Origin of the sequence: Massilia niabensis (genome assembly GCF_042655085.1) — a bacterium.
In the GTDB taxonomy this organism is placed as follows: Bacteria; Pseudomonadota; Gammaproteobacteria; order Burkholderiales; family Burkholderiaceae_D; genus Telluria; species Telluria niabensis.
In genome coordinates this window covers 61374-83725 of record NZ_JBHSMU010000003.1, presented here as the reverse complement: position 1 = coordinate 83725, position 22352 = coordinate 61374, and the positions used below count along the sequence as shown (strand labels likewise).

Below are 22352 nucleotides of genomic sequence, written 5' to 3'. Positions count from 1 at the left end.
CATGACACGTGTTGCCGCAGTCCAGATGGTGTCCACGCCTGTTGTTGAGCAGAACATTGCCACCGCGCGCCGGCTGGTGGCCGAGGCCGCCGCCGGCGGCGCCACGCTCGTGACCCTGCCCGAATACTGGCCGATCATGGGCATGACGGATACCGACAAGGTCGCGCACGCCGAGCAGCCGGGCAGCGGTCCGATCCAGGACTGCCTGGCGGAGCTCGCCCGCGAACACGGCATCTGGCTGATCGGCGGCACGCTGCCCCTCGTTTCGAGCGACGCCGGCCGCGTGCTCAACACCACGCTCGTGTACGACCCGCAAGGCTCGGCCATCGGCCGCTACGACAAGATCCACCTGTTCGGCTTCAACAAGGGCAGCGAATCCTACGACGAGGCGCGCACCATCGTGCCTGGCGAATCAGTCGGCAGCTTCGAGGCGCCGTTCGGCCGGGTGGGGTTGTCGATCTGCTACGACCTGCGCTTCCCGGAACTGTTCCGGGCGATGGGCGAGTGCGCCCTGATCGTGGTGCCGGCCGCATTCACGCACACCACGGGCCAGGCGCACTGGAAAGTGCTGCTGCGCGCCCGCGCCATCGAAAACCAGTGCTATGTGCTGGCCTCGGCCCAGGGCGGGCTGCACGCGAACGGGCGCCGTACCTTCGGGCACAGCATGCTGGTCGACCCATGGGGCGAGGTGAAGGCGGTATTGCCCGAGGGCGAGGGCGTCGTCAGCGGCGAGCTCGATCCAGCTTTCGTGGCAAAGGTGCGCGAGAGTTTGCCGGCCTTGCGGCATCGCAAGATGTAATCATAGCGCCCGCACGAACCTGGGGCTGGCAAGCTGCGCCCCGCCCGTGCCCGCACCGGTATGATCGGGGCGGATATGGCACAATGCCCGAATCCACACGAGCTAATACGCAAAATGATCCCATTCGAACCGAACCTTTCCTCCCTGGCCGTCGCCCGCGATGTGCTGCTGACGCCGTTTGGCCTCGATGAAGGCAAGCTGCTGCGCACGCTCGGAACGATGTTTACCCACAAGGTCGACTATGCCGACCTGTATTTCCAGTTCACCAAGAGCGAAGGCTGGAGCCTGGAAGAGGGCATCGTCAAGACCGGCAGCTTCTCGATCGACCAGGGTGTCGGCGTGCGCGCCATCTCCGGCGACAAGACCGCCTTTGCCTATTCCGACGAAATCTCCGAGAGCGCATTGCTGGACGCGGCAGCGGCCACGCGCACCATCGCGCGCGCTGGCGCCGGCCGCGTGAAGGTGGCAAGCTCCGCTCAGCCGACCGGCGGGCGCTCGCTCTACCTGCCGCGCGATCCGCTCGCCTCGCTCGATGCCACCGCCAAGGTGAAACTGCTCGAGCGCGTCGAAAAGATGGCGCGCGCCAAGGACCCGCGCGTGGTGCAGGTGATGGCAGGCCTGGCCGGCGAATACGACGTGGTGCTGGTGGTGCGCAGCGACGGCGTGCTGGCGGCCGACATTCGCCCGCTGGTGCGGGTGTCGGTCACCGTGATCGCCGAGCAGAACGGCCGGCGCGAGACCGGTTCGTCCGGCGGCGGCGGGCGCTTCGACTACGGCTATTTCGACGACGCCATCCTCGAGCGCTACGCCGACGAGGCAGTCAAGTCGGCGCTCGTCAACCTCGATGCGCGTCCGGCGCCGGCCGGCCCGATGACGATCGTGCTCGGGCCGGGCTGGCCCGGCGTGCTGCTGCACGAAGCCGTCGGCCATGGCCTGGAAGGCGACTTCAACCGCAAGGGCTCGTCCTCGTACGCGGGCATGATCGGCCAGCGCGTGGCCGCCAAGGGCGTCACCGTGGTCGACGACGGCACCCTGCAGGACCGCCGTGGTTCGCTCAACATGGACGACGAAGGCAACCCGACCCAGTGCACGACGCTGATCGAGGACGGCATCCTGAAGGGCTATATCCAGGACACGATGAACGCGCGCCTGATGAAGATGCCGATCACCGGCAACGCCCGTCGCGAATCGTTCGCGCACCTGCCGATGCCGCGCATGACCAATACATACATGCTGGCGGGCGACAAGGACCCGGCGGAAATCCTCGCCTCGGTGAAGAACGGCCTGTATGCGGTGAACTTCGGCGGCGGCCAGGTCGACATCACCAACGGCAAGTTCGTGTTCTCGGCCAGCGAGGCCTACATGATCGAGGACGGCAAGATCAGCTACCCGGTGAAGGGCGCCACCCTGATCGGCAACGGCCCGGATGTCATGAACCGCATCTCGATGATCGGCAACGACATGGCGCTCGACGCCGGCGTCGGCGTCTGCGGCAAGGAAGGCCAGAGCGTGCCAGTCGGCGTCGGCCAGCCGACGCTGCGCATCGATGGCGTGACGGTGGGTGGTACGGCGTAAGCGTTGCTGCTGCGTTGAAAACAAATGCCCGGCGTTGCCGGGCATTTTTTTGCGTGAATTCCCGCAAACGTGTGCGCTTGACCGTTGGCCTCCTCAGAACTTGTACGTCAACCGCATATACACCGTCCTCCCCAGCGGATCCGTGAAGCGCGGGTCGTAGCCCAGCTGGAAGTTGGTGACCTGGTTGGTGAACGGCGGCTCTTCATCGAACAGGTTCTTGATCCCGGCCGTCAGCTCGAACTGCTTGTTGCCGGTATAGGTCGACGACAGCGACCAGATCGAGTAGTGCTCGACGTTGTTGGCGAACTCGGGCGCCACCGCCGTGTTCTGGTCCTCGTAGTGCGACATGTAGCGGTTGGCCAGGTTGATCGCATAGTCGCCGCGCACGAGGGTTAGCAGCAGGTTGTGGCGCCAGCGGAACACCGGCCCTTCTCCGACATAGCGCCCGACGTTCTTGGTAAACGCGCCACCTCGTTCGTTCTGGAAGTCGTACTTGTCGACATAGGTGCCATCGATGCTGAGGCTGAGCCTGCCGAACGGATTGCTCGGCAGCCGGTACAGCATCGACAGGTCAAGCCCGCGCGTGCGCACTTCGCCGAGGTTGTTGGTAATGTTGAGCACGTAGTTCAGGCGCGTGCCGCTGGCGTCGTACACGAACTGGTTCCGGTAGCGTGCAAAGTCGCCGAAGATGATCTGTTCGTCCAGCGTCTCGATCTTGTCCTTGAGCCTGATGTCCCAGTAGTCGGCCGACAGCGTCAGCGACGGGATGGGCTCGAACACGATGCCGGCGCTGTAGGTACGCGAACGCTCCGGCTGGAGGTTGACGTTCCCGCCCTGGCGCACGAACTGCTGCTGTCCGCACACGATGCTCGGGTTGGCGCCCGGGATGGCCGCGCCTCCTGGGCACAGCACCGGGTCGTCATAGGAGTCCGACGTGTTGGTGGTCGATTGCGGGCCGTACAGGTCGAACAGCGTCGGCGCGCGGAAGCCCTTGTTGAAGGAGCCGCGTACCAGCACCTGCTTTGTTGGCTGGTAGCGCAGCGACACCTTCGGGGTGAAACCATCGCCGACGTCGCTGTAGTGGTCGTAGCGGCCGGCGAAGTTGAGTTCCATGTCCTTGATGACCGGCACGTTCAGTTCGGCGAACAGGGCGGCGATGCTGCGCTGGCCAGCCTGGTCCTGGGCATCGGCATAGCCCGAGCTGGACGCCTGCCCGGCCAGGGCCCGGTTGACGAAATACTTGGCGCGGTCGCGCCGGAACTCGGTGCCCACGGCAAAGCCAAGCGGACCGGCGGGCAGCGCCATCAGCTCGCGGCTGGCGCGGGCATCGATGGCGCTGCTGTTGATGCGCGCATGCAGGTATTCGCCCAGCAACAGGGAATTTGCCAGGAAGTCGGCTCCCGCCGGGCTTTGCGGGCCGAACGGGTTGAGGATGCCGGCGCCGATGCCGTCGATGATGCGCTGGTCGACCAGGTAGCCGCCACGGAAAGAGCTGCGTGCGCGTCCCAGCGAGTGCGAGATCGCGGTGTTGTAGTCCCACCCGGCCAGGGTGCCTTCCAGGCTGGCCTGGAGGCGGTAACTCTGGCTGCTGTCGTAGTTCACGCGGCGGCCGGACTCGATCGGGCGCCAGCTGATGTCGAGGTTTTCGCCGCTCAGGCCGGGAAAGGCCGGTACGGTGCCGTTGCCGGGGTAATACGGGCTGGCGGCCGTCATGGTGATGCCGAGGTTCGACATGGGCGGCGGCGCCACGCGCGATTCATTGGTGCTGCGGCTCCACATGAACTCGATGCTGCCCAGGTGATCGGGGGTGAACTGGCGGTTGAACTTGCCCATCGCGCTGTACTGGCGCGTCTTGGGAATGTTGTCCACATACTGGGTGTAGTCGAATTCGCAGACCGGGTCGTCTGCCGCCGGCGCGGTGTCGCGCGAGGTGCCGGTCACATTGCAGCCACTGGCGTAATACGGGTTGCCGGCGACCCCAAGGTCGGAGAAGAAGTTAGCCGGGAAGGTGGTGCGGCTGACTTCGTTCATGCCGCGATCGGGCCGCACCCCGGTGCGCGAGAAGCTGCGGTCGGTGGCTTGCAGGTCGCTCTGCTGGTGGTAGTCGAGCACGCCGAACATGCTCCAGCCGTCGGTGGCGAGGTTGCCCCAGCCGCCGGACAGGTTGAGGCGCTGCTCGTTGCCGCCGCCCCGGCGCAGCGGCTCGTAGCCCTCGAAAGTGAGGGCTGCGCCCTCGACCGAACGTTTGGTGATGAAGTTGATGACGCCGCCGATGGCGTCGCTGCCGTAGATGGCGGAGGCGCCGTCGCGCAGCACCTCGACCCGTTCCAGCGCCGCGATCGGGATGATGTTCAGGTCCACCGTATCGGCGAAGTAGGGGTGGTTGGCCAGGCGCCGGCCATTGAGCAGCACCAGCGTCTTGTCGCCGCCGAGACCGCGCAGGTCGGCCGTGGAGCGCCCGCCGGTCCCGGAGCCGACCGCGGACGACCCGATTTCGGAAGACTGGTTCATCGGAATGGTATTAAGCACTTCCTGCGCCGTGGCCAGGCCCTGCTTGGCGAAGTCGGCGGCGCGGATGGTGGTGATCGGCAGCGAGCTTTCCGCAGCGATGCGTCTGATCGACGAGCCGGTCACCTCGACGCGCTGCATCGGCTGGCCGGTCGTGTCCTGGGCCACTGCGAACGGACAGGCCAGCAGGCCCAAACCGGCGGCGGCGCCGAACAGCCGGCGCACGGAACGGGACAACAGTGTTTCATTCATTTCCGGCTCCTGGTATCGGGTTGTGTATTCCTTGCTGCAGAAGATCAGGTTTCCATCCAAAGCAATTGACCGTTAGCATGAACAAGCGTGGTTGGACGGGTTGGTGAAACAAGTCTTGCACTGCAGGCTCCAGTGCGGGTGATTTCGGCCAAAAGAATCAGGTTTTGTGGAATAACTGCGACTCGACAGGCAGCGCTGCCGGGCGGGCGCCGGATGGGCGCCACAACCGTATCCGCACCAGGCAGGGAAGGGGGCTGGGCCTCGAAGGGCCGCGAGCGCCGGACAGGCGCACGCGGCCACCACCGCATCAGAACGTGTAGCGCGCTCCGAGTGTGAAGCTGCGTCCAACCGCGCCCAGGAAATCGAGCGGATTGTAGGCCTGCGCACCATAGGTCAGCGGGTCGAGCGGGGCCACCTTGTCGAACAGGTTCTCGACCGTGCCGAACACCTCCCAGCCAGGCCGCGGTTTCCAGCGCACCACCAGGTCGAAGGTCGTGAACGACGCCAGTTTGCAGTTGGTCGGCGCGTCGTCGCCATTGGCGAAGTGGCTGGCGCAGCCCTCGGGGTCACCCTTGAACAGGACGTTGTCGATCGCGCCGCGGTAGTTGGCATTGAGCGCCACACGCCAGTCGCCGCGGTCCCAGGCCGCGCGCAGGTTGGCGCGGTGGTCCGGGGTGCCGACGCAGTTGCTGACGTCGCAGTTGCCGTGGGTGCCCGCGAAGTCGCGCGAAGTGCCGTCCTGTTCGGTACGCTCCCACTTGTCGAGGAAGGTCCATTTCGCGTCGAGCAGGATATTGCCCCAGGCGTTAGGCAGGCGCACCGTGTGGCGGGCGTCGATGTCGATGCCCTGCACCTCGGTCGAGGCCGAGTTGACGTAGTTCGTCAGCACGGCCGTGATGGCGCCGGGGTCGCCCGCGGTGCCCGGCTGGGCGGTCGACGGGTCGCGCGCCACGCGGCCGCCGGCAATGGCCGCGTCGACCAGCTCCTGGTTGATCTCGTTGCTGCGCTTGATCCTCCAGAAGTCGACCGAGATGCTGGTGCGCGGCAGCGGGTCCCAGATGACGCCGACGTTATAGCTCTTCGAGCGCTCGGGCGAGAGGTTCGGGTTGGGCGAGGTGATCAGGGCGATCGAGGCCGGATTACAGGCGGCCTGGACGCCCAGGCCGCAGCGCAGCGGGTCGGCGGCGGTGGAGAAGGCGGCCAGGCCGCCGACGCCGTTTTCGGCCGCGCTCGGGGCGCGGAAGCCCTTCGCAAACGTGGCGCGCACCGCGAGCTGGCGTGCCGGTTGCCATTTGACGCCGGCCTTCGGCGTCCAGGACCGGCCGACGTCGGTAAAGTCGTCGAAGCGCAGCGCGCCGGTGACCTCCAGGCCCGGCAGCACCGGCGCCAGCACCTCGCCGTACAGGGCGAACACGTTGCGCGCGCCGCTGTAGGCCGAATACCCGAGGCCGATTACATTGCCGCGCTCGGTGCCGGTGGTGGGGTTCAGCTCGGTTTCCTCGCGCCGCCATTCGGCGCCGACCGCCACCCCGATCGCACCGCCCGCCAGTTTGCCGAACTCGCGCGTGCCCTTGACGTCGCCCTGGATGATCTTGGTCTGGGCATCGTTCGCAATCATCGGCGAGAGTGCCGCGTACACTCCCGGGCTGTTCAGGCCCGCGTTCTCGGCGATGCGCCAGACGGTGCCGATCGGCAGCGCCGCATAGGCCGGGCTGGTGCCGAGCGCGGCAGCGATATTGGTCGGGCTCGGGTCCAGCATGGCGAAGGTGACGTCGCGCTGCAGGTAGCCGTAGCGCTCGTTGGTGACGGTGCTGCGCGAGAACAGCAGGGAGGTGTCGTATTCCCAGCCGAGCAGGGTGCCCTTCACGCCGGCCAGCGCGCGGACAAAGAAGGAGTCGATCTTCGACCTGCGCGGCCCGACGTCGCCGGCCAGGTAGCGCAGGCGCGCGGCCGTGCCGAAATACGGATTGTCGGGGTGCGCCGGCCCCAGCTGCACCGCCGCATTGCTGACCGGGCCGCCCGGAAAGCCGACGTTGGCGCTCACGTTGTTCGGCGTGGTCGACGACGCGGACTTGCTGCTGTAGAGGTTCAGCTCGGTGTAACCTTCCATCGCCGGGGTGATGCGGAAGGTGCCGCGCCCGAAGATGCTGTAGTTTTCCTGTTCCGGCTGGATCTGGTTGTACGCCAGCGTCGAGTCGATCAGGCAGCCGCCGCCGGGGTCGCCCTGCGGCTGGCTGGTGAAGTTCGAGCAGGCCGCGCCCGGGAAAGTGCGGGTGAAGCCGGCGGCCGGGTCGAGGCTGCCGCGGTTGTAGTAGTTGTTGGTGACGGGGTTGCGCACGTTGCCGTTGATGGCGCTGCCGGCGGCATTCGGGCCGGTAATGGCGCCGGTGCCGCCGAGCGCCTCCTGCGCGGAAAAGCCCCAGTTGCGCAGGTCGATGCGGCCGATGTAGCGGCGGTCGTCGCGGTCGCGCAGCCAGATGTCGTTGAGGCGCTTGAACTCGAAATTGAGCAGTACGTTGTGGCCATCGGCGTCGAGGTCGCCAAAGCCGTGGGTGATGGCGAGGTTCTGTTCTTCGCCGTCCCATTCCTCCGTGATGCCCAGGACTCCGCGCACGGTGGTGCCCTTGAAATCGCGCCGCAGGATGATGTTGACCACGCCGGCGATGGCGTCGGAACCGTAAATGGCCGAGGCGCCATCCTTCAGGATCTCGATGCGGTCGACGGCGTCGGTCGGGATCACGTTCAGGTCGGAGAACACTTTCTGGCCGTCATCGGCCAGGCCGTACGGGGCCATGCGGCGGCCGTTGAGCAGTACCAGGGTCGAGGCTGTGCCTAGGCCACGCAGCGAGATGCCCGAGGCGCCGGCCGCGAAGCCGTTGCTGAAGGAGGTGGGCACCGAGCCCTGGTTGTCCACCGCCAGGGTTTGCAGTAGTTCGGACACCGTGCTCTTGCCCGAGCGCTCGATGTCGGCGCGGTTGACGGTCAGCACCGACGAGGCGGTTTCGGCTTCGGCCCGGCGGATGTTACTGCCGGTAACGATGACACGCGCAATCGGCCGCTCCGCCGCTTCCTGCGCAACGGCCTGCGGCTGGGACAGCAGGGCCAGGCCGATCGCGCCGCCGCCGGCAAACATGCGGCGCACCGATCGGGATAACAGAGTTTCAATCATGTCCGGACTCCAAGGGTCATAGTGAGATCCCTGTCCAATGAACTGCCACTTGCGTTACCTCATACATTGGACAGAAGGAAATTGACCTTGTACAAGACGTGTGCAGACCGGACGGGGGCTTGTCTAGACTTTTGCATTACTGACAACGGGATGTCTGATATCTGTCAATGGTCAGACGTACGCGCCGACAGGCTGTCTGTTTGAAGCAACCACTCGCTGCAAACGACCCGTTTACAAGGCGGAAAGGGGTTTGGTGCAGTGCGGGATAAAGAGCTTGCCAATCTTCACAGGTTGGCGTTATAGTCAGTTCGACCTCACTTGGATCTGCACATGCGCAACGCAGCTTTTTTTACCCGCTATTTTTGGTTTAGCCATTCCGGCCTTCAGGCGGTGGAATAGCGGCGGGTTGACGTACCAGCGACCAGACCGAGATACCGAAAACCGCCAGCGATGGCGGTTTTTTTTTACCCACGCAAACGGAGTACCGCATGCCCCGCACCGACGATCTACGCATCCGCGAAATGAAGGAACTGACGCCGCCCTCGCACCTGATCCGCGAGTTTCCGGTCACCCCGGCGGCCGAGGAAACAGCCAGCGCGGCGCGGATTGCGCTGCACCGCATCCTGCACGGCCAGGACGACCGCCTGATGGTGGTGATCGGCCCCTGCTCGATCCACGATCCGAAAGCCGCGCTCGAATACGCGCGGCGCCTGGCCGAGCAACGCCAGCGCCTGAAGGGCGACCTCGAGATCGTGATGCGGGTGTACTTCGAAAAGCCGCGTACGACGGTGGGCTGGAAGGGGATGATCAACGACCCCTACATGGACAACAGCTTCCGCATCAACGACGGCCTGCGCATGGCACGCGAACTGCTGCGCGACGTCAACGAGATGGGCCTGCCGGCCGGGACCGAATTCCTCGACGTGATCAGCCCGCAGTATGTCGCCGACCTGGTGAGCTGGGGCGCGATCGGGGCCAGGACCACCGAGTCGCAGGTGCACCGCGAGCTGGCTTCGGGCCTGTCATGCCCGGTCGGTTTCAAGAACGGCACCGACGGCAACATCAAGATCGCGGTGGAGGCGATCAAGGCCTCCTCGCAGCCGCACCATTTCCTGTCGGTGACGAAGGGTGGGCATTCGGCGATCGTGTCGACCGCCGGCAACGAGGATTGCCACATCATCCTGCGCGGCGGCAAGACGCCGAACTACGACGCCGCCAGCGTCGAGGAGGCCTGCCGCCAGATCGCCGCCCTCGGCCTGGCGTCGCGCCTGATGATCGACGCCTCGCACGCGAACAGCTCGAAGAAGCCCGAGAACCAGGTGCCGGTCTGCGCCGACATCGCCGCCCAGGTCGCGGGCGGCGACGGGCGCATCGTCGGCGTGATGGTCGAATCGCACCTGCTGGGCGGGCGCCAGGACCTGGTGCCGGGCGCCGAGCTGACCTATGGCCAGTCGGTCACCGACGGCTGCATCGACTGGGAAACCAGCGTCGGGGTGCTGGAAGGACTGGCCGCGGCAGTGCGCCAGCGCCGCCTGCGCCAGGAGTAGGCGGGGGGAAAAGTAAAAAAAAGGCGGACCGCAAGGTCCGCCGTTTTCGTTGTTACCACACCTGACGGATCAGAACGTGGCGGTCAGGTTCAGGAACACGCGGCGGCCGAACGCATCGTAGACCTGCGGGTAGGTGTTGCCGTTGCCGTAGACGGCGGCCACCACGCCGGTGATCGGCGGGTCCTTGTCCAGCACGTTGTTGACGCCGGCGCGCAGTGCCAACATCTTGTTGATCTGCCAGTTGCCGGCCAGGTCAAGGTAGTTGCGTGATGCCAGCTTCTCGTCAGCCGGCTCGAAGTCGGTCGACAGGAGCGGGTTGCTGCTGGTGGCGTCCAGCTTGACCTCATCGATGTGGCGCCAGGTCACAGCCAGCTCGACGCCGCGCCATGGCGTGCTCCAGGTAGCACGCAGCTTGTGGCGCCATTCCGGCATCGGCGTGCCGCAGGAGGTGCCGTGCAGGCCGGCGCAGTCGTACACGCCCGAGCCAGGGAAGTCTTCCTGCAGGAATTCTTTCAGCCAGGTACCGCTGAAGTTGAAGTCCAGGCCGCCGTAGGCGCCGAACTTGGCGCCATAGTTGGCGCTGAAGTCCATGCCTTTGGTCGACATCAGGCCCAGGTTCTGGTTGGTGGCCACCACCTGCGCGGTCGGCAGGGCCCACAGCGTACCGAGGCGGTCACGCGTGATGAGCGAGCAGAAGGTCGGGTCGCCGGTCTCCAGGCACTGCGCCAGCGTGGTCGATGCCGGCAGGCCGCCGATCACGTCCTTGACTTTCATGTCGAAGGCATCGACCGTGAAGCTCAGGTTGCGCATCGGCGTCAGCACCATGCCCAGCGTGAAGGAGTCCGACGTTTCCGGAGCCAGGTTGGCATTGCCGCCAAACAGGGCGTTGTACTGCTGCGCCGGGCTGTCTTCGATGCGGCCGTACTGCGCCGCCGTGACGCCGCTACGGGCGCAGGCAGCGGCCGTGGCTGTCGGCGCCGCACCGGCGCATGGATCGCTAGACATTCCGAACAGGCCCAGGCCTTGCGGCGTGAACAGTTCGACAACGTTGGCGGCGCGGACTGCACGCTGGTACGAAAAGCGCAGTTTGGCCATCTCGATCGGCGCCCATTCGATGCCAAGGCCATAGGACTCGGTCTTCTGGCCGGTCGAGTAGTCGGAACTGCGGGCGCTGGCGTTCAGGCTGAGCCGGTCGGCGAACGGCTGCTTTTCCAGCACGGGGATGCGCGCTTCGGCATAGAAGTCGCGTACGCTGAACTGACCGGAAACGCCTTGCGTCGGACCGCCCTGGCCGGCCAAGTCACCGGTCTGGAATGCGGAATCGGTGGCCAGTTCCAGCTTCTCGGTGCGGTGCTCGGCGCCGAAAGCGATGCCGATGCCTTGCGTCGAGGTCGGCAGCTTGATGCCGTACTCGCCCAGGTCAGTTGCCAGGTTGATGCCCTGCACGCTTTGCGAGGTGCTGCCTTTCTGGAAGCCAGGCACTTGCAGGTAGGCCAGTGCCTCTGGCGTGACCTTGCCCAGTGACCAGATGTTGTAAGGCACGCAGTTCGGGTCGACGCCATTGACGACGCTGCGGCAAATCGGGTTGCCGTTGGCGTCAGCAACGACGTCGATGGCGCGTGCGCTGCGGCTGATCGAGAAGTCGTTCAGGTAGTTTTCTGAGTAGATGACCTTGCCCATCTGCGCGAAGATGTCGTAGTTCCAGTTGCCGATCTCGCCCTTGACGCCGACCACGCCGCGGTAGGAGGTGTGGCGCTGGTCGTCCTGGCGTCCGCCGCCTTCGACGTTGCGGCGGAAGATGATCGCATCGGCGGTGGTTCCCGGACCGGTCAGGCCGAGGGCACTGCGCCAAGCGTTCGAGAGGAACGGGTTTTCGAAGCGGATCGCATTCGCGCCCGAAGCATCGAGGCCGAACAGGCCGGATGGTGCGATCTGGGCCACGGTGCGGTCGTCGTGGAAGCTGCCTTCGGCATACAGGCGCATCGTGTCGTTGATGTCGTAGCGGGCGAACGAGCTGAAGGTGTAGCGCTCGGAAGGACGCTGGTAGTAATTCAGCGGGCCGAAGTTGTACTGGTCGGTGGCGGCAACGTAATTGCGCACGCCGCCGTTGGCGTCGGCCACCGTCTTCTGGCCGGTCGCGGTGAAGAAGCGGCCCGGGAAGCTGGTGCCGGAACCGCCGCAGTTAAAGGTGTTGCCGGAGCTGAAGCCGTCGAGCGAGCAGGACGAGTAGTCGCGCTGGGACTGCAGCAATGCGTCTTCCTTCTTGTAGCCGAAGAACACGACGGCATTGCCCTTGTCGTCGGCAAAATTGCCGCCCATCAGCAGGCTGGCGTCGCTGATCCTGCCGTCGGCGCCCTTGTCGCCCGGGACCGGGTAGTTGCGGCGCTTGGCGGCCTGGGCTGCCGGGCCATCGTTCTGCTGGTGGTTGTAGAAGCTGTGGTTGGCTTCGATCTGGACGCCCTGGAACGAGTCGTTCATGATGAAGTTGACCACGCCGGCCACTGCGTCCGAGCCGTAGATGGCGCCGGCGCCGCCGGTGAGCACTTCGACGCGCTTGATCAGCGGCGCCGGGATCTGGTTCAGGTCGGCTGCGGTATTGCGCGGGCTGCCCGACGGCAGGCGGCGTCCGTTGACCAGCACCAGGGTGCGGTCGGCGCCGAAGTTGCGCAGGTTGACCGTCGCGGTGCCCGTCGAGCCGTTCGAGATCGTGCCGCCCTGGTCGGCGAAGACCTGGGGCAGGTTGTTGAGCAGGTTCTCGACCGAACGCACGCCGTCCATCTTGATTTCCTTGGCGCTCACGACCGAAATCGGGCTGGTGCTTTCCAGGTTGGCGCTTGGAATGCGCGAACCGGTCACCTCGACGCGCTGCATGCCTTCAGGGGCGGCCGCAGCCGTGTCCTGGGTTTGCTGTGCAGATGCCGAACCCATTGCGACGGCCATGCCGCCGGCAAATATCAACCGAACCGAACGGGATAAAACTGTTTCAACCATCATCGTGATCTTTCCAGTGAGCGCTGCGCTACCCTGTAGGGAATGCGCAGTTGTTTCGATAACATTGTCGTTTTCGGTAAAAACAACGACATCAATTGATGCATGTCAATACAAACATTCGTACATACATGTTGTCAATCGGACGAAGGTTGCGCTGGTGAAAATACAACTGTTGCGCTAAAGCTAAAGAAACGGTTTTACAAAAAGTTACACGCGTGTTACGCGGGGGGATTGGAAAGCCGGGCCGCACAAATTTGCACAGCGCCTTGCCCCGGATGTGCGCTATCGTTACGCCTTTTCGATACCGCCGAGCGGACGGGCAGGGGCCTGGCCGCGGGAGTGGACGCTCACTGGATTCCTTGATGCTGGCTTACATATTTCGTCGGCTGTGGCAGATGCTGCCGACCATGGCGGGCGTGATCGTGCTCGTCTTCCTGCTGTTCAACTGGGTGGGCGGCGACCCGGCCTATCTGCTGGCGGGCAAGATGGCGGACGAAGCGGCGATCGCCAACATCCGCGCCCAGCTCGGCATCGACCAGCCGTACACGGTGCAGCTGTGGATTTTCGTCAAGCAGATCGTCAGCTTCGACTTCGGCAACGCCTGGAGCACGGGCGAACCGGTGGCGCAGATCATCGCCAGCCGGCTGGGCCCGTCGCTCACGGTGCTGGTGCCGCTCACCTTGCTTGAAACCGTCTTCGGCATCGCGCTTGCGCTCGCCATTGCCTTCGTGCGCGGCTCGCTCACCGACCGCGCCGTGATGGTGGCCTGCACGGTCGGCATGTCGATCTCGATCCTGGTCTACATCATCGTGTTCCAGTACTTTTTTGCCTATAAGCTCGGCCTGTTTCCGGTCCAGGGCTGGGGCAATAGCCTGGGCGAAAACCTGCTGCGCTATGCGCTGCTGCCGATCATCATTGGCCTGGCGGTGTCGATCGCGCCGACCCTGCGCCTGTATCGCAGTTTTGTCCTCGACGAGGTCGGCCAGGACTACGTGCGCACCGCGCGTGCCAAGGGCCTGGGAGAGCGGCGCATCGTCTGGGTCCACGTGCTGAGGAATGCCGCCATTCCCATCATCACCCACGTGATGGCCAACCTGCCGGCGCTCCTGATCGGGGCTTTCCTGCTCGAGCGCTTCTTCGGCATTCCCGGCATCGGGCGCGAAGTGATCCTGGCGGTGGAGCGCAGCGATTTTCCCGTGATCAAAGCCATTACCGTGTACGTGGCCGCCGCCACGATGGTGTTCAACCTGCTGGCCGACCTGCTGTACCGCGCAGTCGACCCACGCGTGCAACTGAAGTGAGGGCGGTTTGACGAACAATACGGTTTCCCCCGGCCTGTGGATGCTGGCCTGGCGCCGCCTGCGCGCCGACCGGGTGGCGATGGCGGCCCTGACCGTGGTCGGGCTGTTCCTGCTGATGCTGGCGGCCTCGATGGGCGGACTGCTGGCCGCCGACTGGGAAGAGGAGGTCGCCGTCAACTACGCGCCGCCGGGCTTCGTTGGCGCCGACCCGGCGCTAGCGGCGCTGGCGCAGCCGCCGCGGCCGGTGCTGCCGAATGCCTTCGATCCGTTAGCAAGCGAACTCGAGGCGCTCAAGGCCGAGGTCAGGGCGGCGCATCCGCCCCGGCCGAAGGCATTGACCCTGCCGTTCGGGGCCGACAAATGGGGCCACGACGTGCTCAAGAAAACCATCAAGGGCGGCGAAACCTCGATCGTGGTCGGGCTGGTGGCGGCCTTCGTCGCGGTGGCGCTGGGCACCCTGTTCGGCGCCATCTCCGGCTTTTTCGGCGGGCTGGTGGACGACGTATTCAACTGGTTCTACAGCATCTTCACCTCGATCCCGTCGATCCTGATGATCCTGACGGTGGCCGCCGTGCTCCAACAGAAGGGCGTGATGACCATCGTGCTGATCCTGGGCCTGACGGGCTGGACCGGGCCGTACCGCCTGATCCGCGCCGAATACATCAAGCACAAGGCGCGCGAATACGTGATGGCGGCCGACGCCATCGGGGCATCGAGCTGGCGCAAGATGTTCTCGCACATTTTCCCCAACGTGTCGCACGTGGCGCTGGTGCAGTTGTCGATCCTGGTCGTCGGCTTCATCAAGGCGGAGGTGATCCTCTCCTTTCTCGGCTTCGGCGTGCCGGTCGGGACGGTGTCCTGGGGCAGCATGCTGAACGAGGCGCAGAACGAACTAATCCTTGGCAAATGGTGGCAGCTGACCGCCGCCGCCGGCGCGATGGCGCTGCTGGTGACCGCGTTTTCGCTGTTCACCGATGCGCTGCGCGATGCGCTCGACCCGAAACTGAAATAAGGCAGCCATGCATCAGCCAAATTCGCCAGACCCAGACATGCTGCTGCAGGTACGCAATCTGCGCATCGCCTTCCGCGTCGACAAGAAGAACACGCTTGATGCGATCAAGGGCATCTCGTTCGACATTCCATACGATTCCACCGTGGCGCTGGTGGGCGAATCGGGCAGCGGCAAGTCGGTCAGCTCGCTCGCGGTGATGGGCCTGCTGCCGCCCGATACGAGCATTGTGCATCCGGGTTCAAGCGTGCTGTTCGAGGGCCGCGAGCTGTTGAGCATGCCCGTGTCCGCGCGCCGTGCGCTGTGCGGCAAGGGCATCGCCATGATCTTCCAGGAGCCGATGTCCTCGCTTAACCCGGTGTTCGCGGTGGGCTTCCAGATCGGCGAGGTACTGCGCCTGCACATGGGAATGAACAAGAGAATGGCGCGTGCCCGTACCCTGGCCTTGCTGGAAGAGGTCGGCATTCCCGACCCGGCCAGCAAGATCGATGCTTATCCGAGCCAGATGTCGGGCGGGCAGCAGCAGCGCGTCATGATCGCCATGGCCATTGCCTGCGAACCGAAGCTGCTCATCGCCGACGAGCCGACCACGGCGCTCGACGTGACCATCCAGAAGCAGATCATGGAGCTGATCGCGTCCCTGCAAAAGAAGCACCGCATGTCGGTGCTGTTCATTACCCACGACCTGGGGCTGGTGGCCGAGATTGCCGACCGCGTGATCGTGATGCGCCATGGCGAAGTGCGCGAGGAGGGCAGCGCCGCCCAGGTATTCGGCGCCCCGCGCGACTGCTATACCCAGGCACTGCTGCACTGCCGGCCGAAGCTGGGCGAACGTCCGCTGCGCCTGCCGACCATCGACGATTTCCTGAACGCGGGCAGCGAGCCGCAGATCATCCTGCCGCAGCGCACGCGCGGGTATGCGCCTGATGATGAAAACGTACTGGTTGTAAACAAGCTGCAAAAAAGCTTCTGGCTACGCGAGGGGCTGTTCGGCAAGCGCGAGTTCCGCGCCGTGAAGGATGTGTCGTTTACGCTCCCGCGCGGGAAAACACTGGGCGTGGTGGGGGAGTCGGGCTCGGGCAAGACCACGGTCGGGCTGACCCTGCTGCGGCTGCACCGCGCGACCGGCGGCAGCGTGCTGTTCGAGGGGCGCGACCTGCTCGCCATGCCGGACCGCGACTACGCGGCCTACAAGCGGCGCATCCAGATCATCTTCCAGAATCCGTATGCATCGCTCAATCCCCGGTTTACTGTCGGGCAGATTCTGCTGGAACCGATGCGCATCCACCGGATCGGCGGCGATGACAAGGAGCGCACCGCGATGGTGCATGCCTTGCTGGAACGGGTCGGGCTGCCGGCAGCCGCGTTCGGCCGCTATCCGCACGAGTTCTCCGGCGGCCAGCGCCAGCGCATCGCGATCGCGCGCTGCCTGACGATGAAGCCGGACATCCTCGTCTGCGACGAATCGGTCTCGGCGCTCGACGTATCGGTGCAGGCCCAGGTGCTCAATCTGCTGCAGGACCTGCAGGACGAATACAAGATGAGCTATATCTTCATTTCGCATGACCTGTCGGTGGTGCGCCATATCGCCGACCGGGTCATGGTGATGCACCAGGGCAGCGTGGTCGAGATGGCGGATTCCGACGAGCTGTACCGCAATCCACAGCACCCGTACACCCGAAGCCTGCTGGCGGCGATTCCGCGCGGCGCGTAGCGCCGCCTTGGCAACACAACCGTTGTATAAACCCGCCACCCGCCAGCCAGAAACGGCCAATTCGGCTACCATGAGCGGATGTCCCAGCTCTCGCTCCTGATCCAGAACCATGGTGCCCTGCTCGTTTTCGGCACGGTGCTGCTGGAACAGTTCGGCCTGCCGATCCCGGCCTTCCCCGTGCTGGTGGTGGCGGGGGCAATGGCGATGCAGGGCGGCGCCAGCTGGCAGCTGTGCCTGCTGGCCGTGGTGCTGGCCTGCCTGGTGTGCGACATCTTCTGGTTCCGCGCCGGCCGCTACTACGGCAAGCGCGTGCTGCGCCTGCTGTGCCGTATTTCCCTGTCGCCCGATTCCTGCGTCAACCAGACCGAAGACCGCTTCCGCCGTTACGGCGCCAAGTCCCTGCTGGTGTCGAAATTCATCCCCGGTTTCAATACCATTGCCGCGCCGATGTCGGGTGCGCTCGGCACGCCGCCGCGCGCCTTCCTCGGCTTTGCCGCCACCGGCGCCTTGCTGTGGGGCGGCACCGGTCTTGCCGTCGGCGCGATTTTCAGCGACAGCGTCGAGCGCGTGCTCACGACCCTGGAAACGCTGGGCAGCACGGCCCTGGTCGTGCTGGGCATCTTGCTGGGAATGTTTGTCCTCTATAAATATATCGAGCGCAAACGCCATCGCGCCAACCTGGCCGTGCCGCGCATTGGCGTTTCCGAACTGCGGGCGCTGATGGACGGCGGCCACGATCCGCTCGTCATCGACGCGCGCAGCGTCACGGCACAGGCGCTCGAGTCCGCCATTCCCGGCGCCTTGTTGTACAGCGAGTGCGAACCGGGGCAATTGATGGCCGGCCTGGACAAGGACCGGCATATCGTCGTCTATTGTTCCTGCCCGAACGACGTGACGGCGGCGCAGGTAGCGAAAGCCTTCCTGGCCAACGGCTTCCACCGGGCGCGGCCGCTGCAGGGCGGGCTCGACGCCTGGCGCGCCCATCATGGAGATCAAATGGCAGCGTAGTTGTACTACTAAAGCTGCTAGGGTTAGCGTGGTATTTACTCCCATGCTGTGTACCTAAACTACAAAATTCCCTTGTAAGTCCGTAAAGAAATCCAGTAAGCTTGGACATCCCCAGCCACGTGTCCTGCAATGACTGCTTCTTTGCCCGTAACCATCGCTTCCGCCGCCAGCCAATTCGACGCTCCACGCCTGCTTGCCGACGTGGGCGGCACGAACGCGCGCTTTGCGCTCGAGCTGGCGCCGGGGTGTTTCGAGCGTGTCCAGGTGCTGGCCTGTGGCGACTATCCAACGCTGGCCGATGCGGTGCGCGCCTACCTGGCGATGCCGGAAGTTGCCGCTGCGGGGCAGGTAAGGCATGCGGCCGTGGCGATTGCCAATCCGGTCGATGGCGACCAGATCCGCATGACCAACCACCACTGGCAGTTCTCGATCGAGGCGCTGCGCCAGGAGGTCGGCTTCGAGACGCTGTTGGTGGTCAACGATTTCTACGCGCTGGCGCGTTCGCTGCCGCACCTGCATGACGGCGACAAGGTCCAGGTCGGCGGCGGCAGAGCGCGCGCCGGTGCGCCGCTCGGCCTGCTGGGCGCCGGCACCGGTCTCGGCGTGTCGGGCCTGATTCCTGCGGGAACGAGCTGGACCGCGCTGAGCAGCGAAGGCGGCCACGTGACGTTTGCGCCATGTAACGAACTCGAAGTGGCCATCCTGCAATACGCCTGGCGCGAGTTCGAGCATGTGTCGGCCGAGCGCTTCCTCTCGGGCGCCGGAGTGGAGCTGATCCATCGGGCGCTGGTGCACATCCAGGGCCTGGCCCCGAGCACCTTGTCCGCGCCGGAAATTTCCCGCCGTGCCCTGGCGGGCGAGTGCGCGGTATCTAGCCAGGTGCTCGACATCTTCTGCGGCATGCTCGGCTGTGTCGCTGGCAACCTGGCCGTGACGCTGGGCGCCCAGGGCGGCGTGTACATCGGCGGCGGCATCGTCCCGCGCCTGGGCGAACGCTTCGCCGCGTCGCCGTTCCGGACCCGCTTCGAACAGAAGGGCCGGTTCCAGTCCTACCTGTCCTCGGTGCCGACCTATGTGATCACGGCCGAGTATCCGGCTTTCCTTGGCGTGTCTGCCATTTTGTCTGACAAATTTCCGTCTTGACGTGTCGGCTTGAGCCCACGTGGCCGCGCACCCCTTGCGCAAATGGCCGTTCCCGTGTTTTATCGGGTACAATGACTGGCAGTTGGAAGAAACGATGTCGATTGCCGTCATGGTGCGCCCACGAGCCACGCCTCCAAGCCGCATGCCGAGCCCGCGTTTCGGTTGAAATTTCGCTTGAAAATCACCAATCGGCAGCCCGCCTGACACGCAGGCAGCCCTGTGGCCGGGTCCTGTCCCGCCATCGTATTCCGCCCGTCGCGTCCAAGCGCGGGCCACTGATTCCTGTTTCAACGAGCAGCACCCGCGAGCCGCCAGCGCGAGCCCTATCCGTCGCGACGGCTGCCGGTATGCCTCGAACCGAACCGCCGGGCCTTGTGCGTGCGGATCGTTGAACAATGTTTGTTTGATATTTTCTTGGCACGAGCCTGACGACATCGAGAATGAAGACTGATGAGGCCAAGCGAGTCCTCGAGACCGCCTTGCTGTGTGCACGCGAGCCGATGTCGCTGCACGGCATGAAGAAGCTGTTCGCCGATGTCGACGGCGGCGGTCGCCAGGTCGGCCCCGGGGTGGGACTCGATACCATCAAGCTGCTGCTTGAAGAATTGCGCCACGACTGGAAAGACCGCGGCATCGAAATCGTCAGCCTGGCATCGGGCTGGCGTTTCCAGAGCCGGCCGGAGATGAAGCCCTACCTGGACCGCATCACGCCCGAGAAGCCGCCGAAGTATTCGCGCGCGACGCTCGAGACGCTTGCCATCATTGCCTACCGGCAGCCGGTGACGCGTGGCGACATCGAGGAGATCCGCGGTGTCGCCGTGAACTCGCAGACGGTCAAGATGCTGGAAGACCGCGGCTGGATCGATGTCGTCGGCCACCGCGAAGTGGTTGGCCGGCCCGCCCTGCTCGGCACGACGAAGCAGTTCCTCGACGACCTCGGCCTGGCCTCGCTGAGCGGGTTGCCGCCGCTGGAAAGCATTGCCGACGCCCAGGACGGGCGCAGCCTCGAAGCGCTGGAAGCGGCGCTGCAACAGAATTTTGACAAGGCGGATGCCGTAGCGCCCGCCGACGACGAACAAGTTACTTCACCCGTTGAAGTACCAATTCATGACCCGCAACCGGCCATTGGCTCGGTACCCGGTCAGCACAACAACGAAACGAATGATGAATCCAACTGACACCACCGAGACCATTCCCGCCGAGCCGGGCAAGGACGACGCGGCCAAGCCGAAGCGCCGCACCAAGGCGGTAGCCGCAACGGCGCCCGTCACGGGCGACGCCGCACTCGCCGCCAAGGCGGAAGCCAAGCCAAAGCGCCGCACCAAGGCCGCTGCTGCCGCGACCGATGCCGGCGCTGCACCCGCCGCCAGCGCGCCGGTCGAGCCCGCCGCTGCCGCGCCGAACGAGCCTGCCGCCGCAGCGCCGCGCAAGCCGCGCGCAACGAAGGCAAAGCCGGCCGCAGCACCTGCGCCGGAAACCATGGAAACCTGGCCGCAGCCGGTAGAGGCGACGCCCCAGGCAGCCGCTGCCGCGCCAGATGCGCCGCAAGCCGAGGCCGGCGCGCGCAAGCCGCGCGGTCCGCGCCAGATGCGCGAACAGCGCGCCGTGCGCGAAGCACGCCAGCCGGCGCCAGTGGCGCAGGCTGCACCGGCCGCAGCGCCCGAGGCGCCGGCCGAAGGCGGTGACGCCGGCGTGGTCCAGGCTCCGGTCCAGGGCGAAGCACGCCGCGACGGCCGCCAGGCCAAGGGCAAGGGACGCAACCAGAAGGGCGCGCAGCCGAATGGCCAGCAGAATCCCCAGCAGGGCAACCGTCCCCAGCAGGGCAAGGGCGCCAAGCAGAACGGCCGCCAGAATCCGGGCAAGCCGGGCGCCGGCAAGCCGAGTGATGCGGATGCCGTGTTCTCGTTCGTCACCTCGGACGCGTTCGACGCGAACGAAGGCGGCCGTGGCCAGCCGGCCAAGCCGGCACGCCGCGACCTGACCGCCGACGACGACGCACCGAAGCTGCACAAGGTGCTCGCCGAAGCCGGCCTCGGCTCGCGCCGCGACATGGAAGACCTGATCGTCGCCGGCCGCGTGTCGGTCAACGGCGAGCCGGCCCACATCGGCCAGCGCATCCTGCCGACCGACGCCGTGCGCATCAACGGCAAGCTCATCCAGCGCCGCGTCAACAGCAGCAAGCCGCCGCGCGTGCTGGTGTACCACAAGCCGGCCGGCGAAATCGTCAGCCACGACGATCCGGAAGGCCGTCCGTCTGTGTTCGACCGCCTGCCGACCATGAAGACCGGCAAGTGGCTGGCCGTCGGCCGTCTCGACTTCAACACCGAAGGCCTGCTGCTGTTCACTACCTCCGGTGACCTGGCTAACCGCCTGATGCACCCGCGCTACAACATCGACCGCGAATACGCCGTGCGTACGCTGGGCGAGCTGGAGGAGGGCATGCGCCAGAAGCTGCTGGCCGGCGTCGAGCTCGATGACGGCATGGCGAACTTCACCAAGATCGTCGACGGCGGCGGCGAAGGCATCAACAAGTGGTACCGCGTGGTGATCGGCGAAGGCCGCAACCGCGAAGTGCGCCGCATGTTCGAGGCGGTCGGGCTGACCGTTTCGCGCCTGATCCGTACCCGCTATGGCGCGATGACGCTGCCGTCGGGCCTGAAGCGCGGCCGCTGGGAAGAGCTGGAAGAAAACGACGTGCGCAGCTTCATGTCGGCCTTCGGCATCGAGAAGAAGGGTGGGGCCGCCGGTCCCGCCGGCAAGGGCCAGGGCAAGGGTGGACAAGGGGGGCAGCCTGACCCGCGCCGTTCCGACGGCAACCGCATCGACCGCGCCGACGCCAATCGCAACGTCGATCCGTTCGGCCCGCAGGCGGCGCGCGTCGGTGCGCCACCGCGTGGCGGCGCCGCGCCGGTCGGCCGTGGTGCCGGTGGTCCCGGCGGCAAGGGCCGCGGCGGCTTCGCCGGTGGCGCCTCCTCGGGCCGTCCGGGCAGCAACGCCGGCGGCAGCAGCCGTCCGCGCCAGCCCGATCCGCTGCAGACGACCTTCGGCTTCGGCAACGCTGGCGGCGCCCGTCGTGGCGGCCAGGGTCCGCGCAACGCCGAGCCGGGCGCGCCGCGTCGCGGCCGCCGCGGTTAAGGTTTTTGCAGGGTGGGTTCAAGAGCGGTTCGCCGCCCGGCCACCCCACGTAAAGCCGAGCTGGCCGTTGTATCGTCGTCAACCTTGCATTACCGTGCGCGGCTGTTGTTTGCTTGCTCATAAAATGGTATGGCGATTGCAGCGTGCCCTCGAATACGTTATAATCCGCAGCCTAATAGAAGTCCTTCCCGAGTATTAATT

The 22352-nt window shown here is 65.5% G+C and carries 13 protein-coding genes; 10 read left to right on the top strand and 3 right to left on the bottom strand.

The genetic code is table 11. The features are described 5' to 3' along the window. Position 1: 1 nt before the first annotated feature. Positions 2–799 carry a carbon-nitrogen hydrolase family protein gene (locus ACFPN5_RS00605; RefSeq protein ID WP_379779033.1) on the top strand — a complete coding sequence of 266 codons (798 nt, stop codon included), beginning with the start codon at positions 2–4 and terminating at the stop codon, positions 797–799. A 114-nt stretch (positions 800–913) separates the two neighbouring features. Continuing rightward, the gene (gene tldD, locus ACFPN5_RS00600; RefSeq protein ID WP_379779031.1) at positions 914–2374 is read left to right on the top strand and encodes a metalloprotease TldD; all 1461 of its coding nucleotides are present in this window, start codon (positions 914–916) and stop codon (positions 2372–2374) included. Between the two features lie 93 nt (positions 2375–2467). On the opposite strand, the gene ACFPN5_RS00595 is transcribed toward tldD, so the two are convergent. Continuing rightward, entirely contained in the window at positions 2468–5134 is a 2667-nt protein-coding gene (locus ACFPN5_RS00595) for a TonB-dependent receptor (protein WP_379779029.1), read from the bottom strand. Between the two features lie 307 nt (positions 5135–5441). Next, positions 5442–8303 (bottom strand): TonB-dependent receptor, encoded by a 2862-nt coding sequence (locus ACFPN5_RS00590; protein WP_379779027.1) that lies wholly within the window; start codon positions 8301–8303, stop codon positions 5442–5444. Between the two features lie 488 nt (positions 8304–8791). Here ACFPN5_RS00590 and aroG point away from each other — a divergent pair, with 488 nt between their 5' ends. Next, positions 8792–9850: a 3-deoxy-7-phosphoheptulonate synthase AroG gene (gene aroG / locus ACFPN5_RS00585; RefSeq protein ID WP_379779025.1), complete on the top strand. Its 1059-nt coding sequence runs from the start codon at positions 8792–8794 to the stop codon at positions 9848–9850. Positions 9851–9919: 69 nt separating this feature from the next. Here the strand turns inward: aroG and ACFPN5_RS00580 are convergent, their stop codons facing one another. After that, complete coding sequence (locus tag ACFPN5_RS00580; RefSeq protein WP_379779023.1) at positions 9920–12778, bottom strand: TonB-dependent receptor plug domain-containing protein; 2859 nt, start codon at positions 12776–12778, stop codon at positions 9920–9922. 425 nt (positions 12779–13203) lie between these two features. Here ACFPN5_RS00580 and ACFPN5_RS00575 point away from each other — a divergent pair, with 425 nt between their 5' ends. From ACFPN5_RS00575 to rluB, 7 genes are all read left to right on the top strand, one after another. Then, positions 13204–14142 carry an ABC transporter permease gene (locus ACFPN5_RS00575; RefSeq protein WP_379779021.1) on the top strand — a complete coding sequence of 313 codons (939 nt, stop codon included), beginning with the start codon at positions 13204–13206 and terminating at the stop codon, positions 14140–14142. Positions 14143–14182: 40 nt separating this feature from the next. After that, complete coding sequence (locus ACFPN5_RS00570) at positions 14183–15154, top strand: ABC transporter permease (protein WP_379779784.1); 972 nt, start codon at positions 14183–14185, stop codon at positions 15152–15154. A gap of 7 nt (positions 15155–15161) precedes the next feature. Next, on the top strand, positions 15162–16865 hold the full coding sequence (locus tag ACFPN5_RS00565; protein WP_379779019.1) for an ABC transporter ATP-binding protein: 1704 nt from the start codon (positions 15162–15164) through the stop codon (positions 16863–16865). Between the two features lie 78 nt (positions 16866–16943). Then, positions 16944–17873, top strand: coding sequence for a DedA family protein/thiosulfate sulfurtransferase GlpE (locus tag ACFPN5_RS00560; RefSeq protein ID WP_379779017.1), 930 nt, complete (start codon positions 16944–16946; stop codon positions 17871–17873). 129 nt (positions 17874–18002) lie between these two features. Then, entirely contained in the window at positions 18003–19016 is a 1014-nt protein-coding gene (locus tag ACFPN5_RS00555; protein ID WP_379779015.1) for a glucokinase, read from the top strand. Between the two features lie 440 nt (positions 19017–19456). After that, the gene (gene scpB / locus ACFPN5_RS00550) at positions 19457–20194 is read left to right on the top strand and encodes an SMC-Scp complex subunit ScpB (protein ID WP_379779013.1); all 738 of its coding nucleotides are present in this window, start codon (positions 19457–19459) and stop codon (positions 20192–20194) included. Next, positions 20181–22151, top strand: a complete 1971-nt coding sequence (gene rluB, locus ACFPN5_RS00545; RefSeq protein WP_379779782.1) for a 23S rRNA pseudouridine(2605) synthase RluB — start codon at positions 20181–20183, stop codon at positions 22149–22151. Before scpB ends, rluB begins: the two co-directional genes overlap by 14 nt. Positions 22152–22352: the final 201 nt, after the last annotated feature.

Bases quoted from the DNA above. Each gene is read 5' to 3' on its own strand.
- ACFPN5_RS00605 (WP_379779033.1), top strand. From the start codon at position 2: ATGACACGTGTTGCCGCAGTCCAGATGGTGTCCACGCCTGTTGTTGAG.
- tldD (WP_379779031.1), top strand. From the start codon at position 914: ATGATCCCATTCGAACCGAACCTTTCCTCCCTGGCCGTCGCCCGCGAT.
- ACFPN5_RS00595 (WP_379779029.1), bottom strand. From the start codon at position 5,134: ATGAATGAAACACTGTTGTCCCGTTCCGTGCGCCGGCTGTTCGGCGCC.
- ACFPN5_RS00590 (WP_379779027.1), bottom strand. From the start codon at position 8,303: ATGATTGAAACTCTGTTATCCCGATCGGTGCGCCGCATGTTTGCCGGC.
- aroG (WP_379779025.1), top strand. From the start codon at position 8,792: ATGCCCCGCACCGACGATCTACGCATCCGCGAAATGAAGGAACTGACG.
- ACFPN5_RS00580 (WP_379779023.1), bottom strand. From the start codon at position 12,778: ATGGGTTCGGCATCTGCACAGCAAACCCAGGACACGGCTGCGGCCGCC.
- ACFPN5_RS00575 (WP_379779021.1), top strand. From the start codon at position 13,204: ATGCTGGCTTACATATTTCGTCGGCTGTGGCAGATGCTGCCGACCATG.
- ACFPN5_RS00570 (WP_379779784.1), top strand. From the start codon at position 14,183: ATGCTGGCCTGGCGCCGCCTGCGCGCCGACCGGGTGGCGATGGCGGCC.
- ACFPN5_RS00565 (WP_379779019.1), top strand. From the start codon at position 15,162: ATGCATCAGCCAAATTCGCCAGACCCAGACATGCTGCTGCAGGTACGC.
- ACFPN5_RS00560 (WP_379779017.1), top strand. From the start codon at position 16,944: ATGTCCCAGCTCTCGCTCCTGATCCAGAACCATGGTGCCCTGCTCGTT.
- ACFPN5_RS00555 (WP_379779015.1), top strand. From the start codon at position 18,003: ATGACTGCTTCTTTGCCCGTAACCATCGCTTCCGCCGCCAGCCAATTC.
- scpB (WP_379779013.1), top strand. From the start codon at position 19,457: ATGAAGACTGATGAGGCCAAGCGAGTCCTCGAGACCGCCTTGCTGTGT.
- rluB (WP_379779782.1), top strand. From the start codon at position 20,181: ATGAATCCAACTGACACCACCGAGACCATTCCCGCCGAGCCGGGCAAG.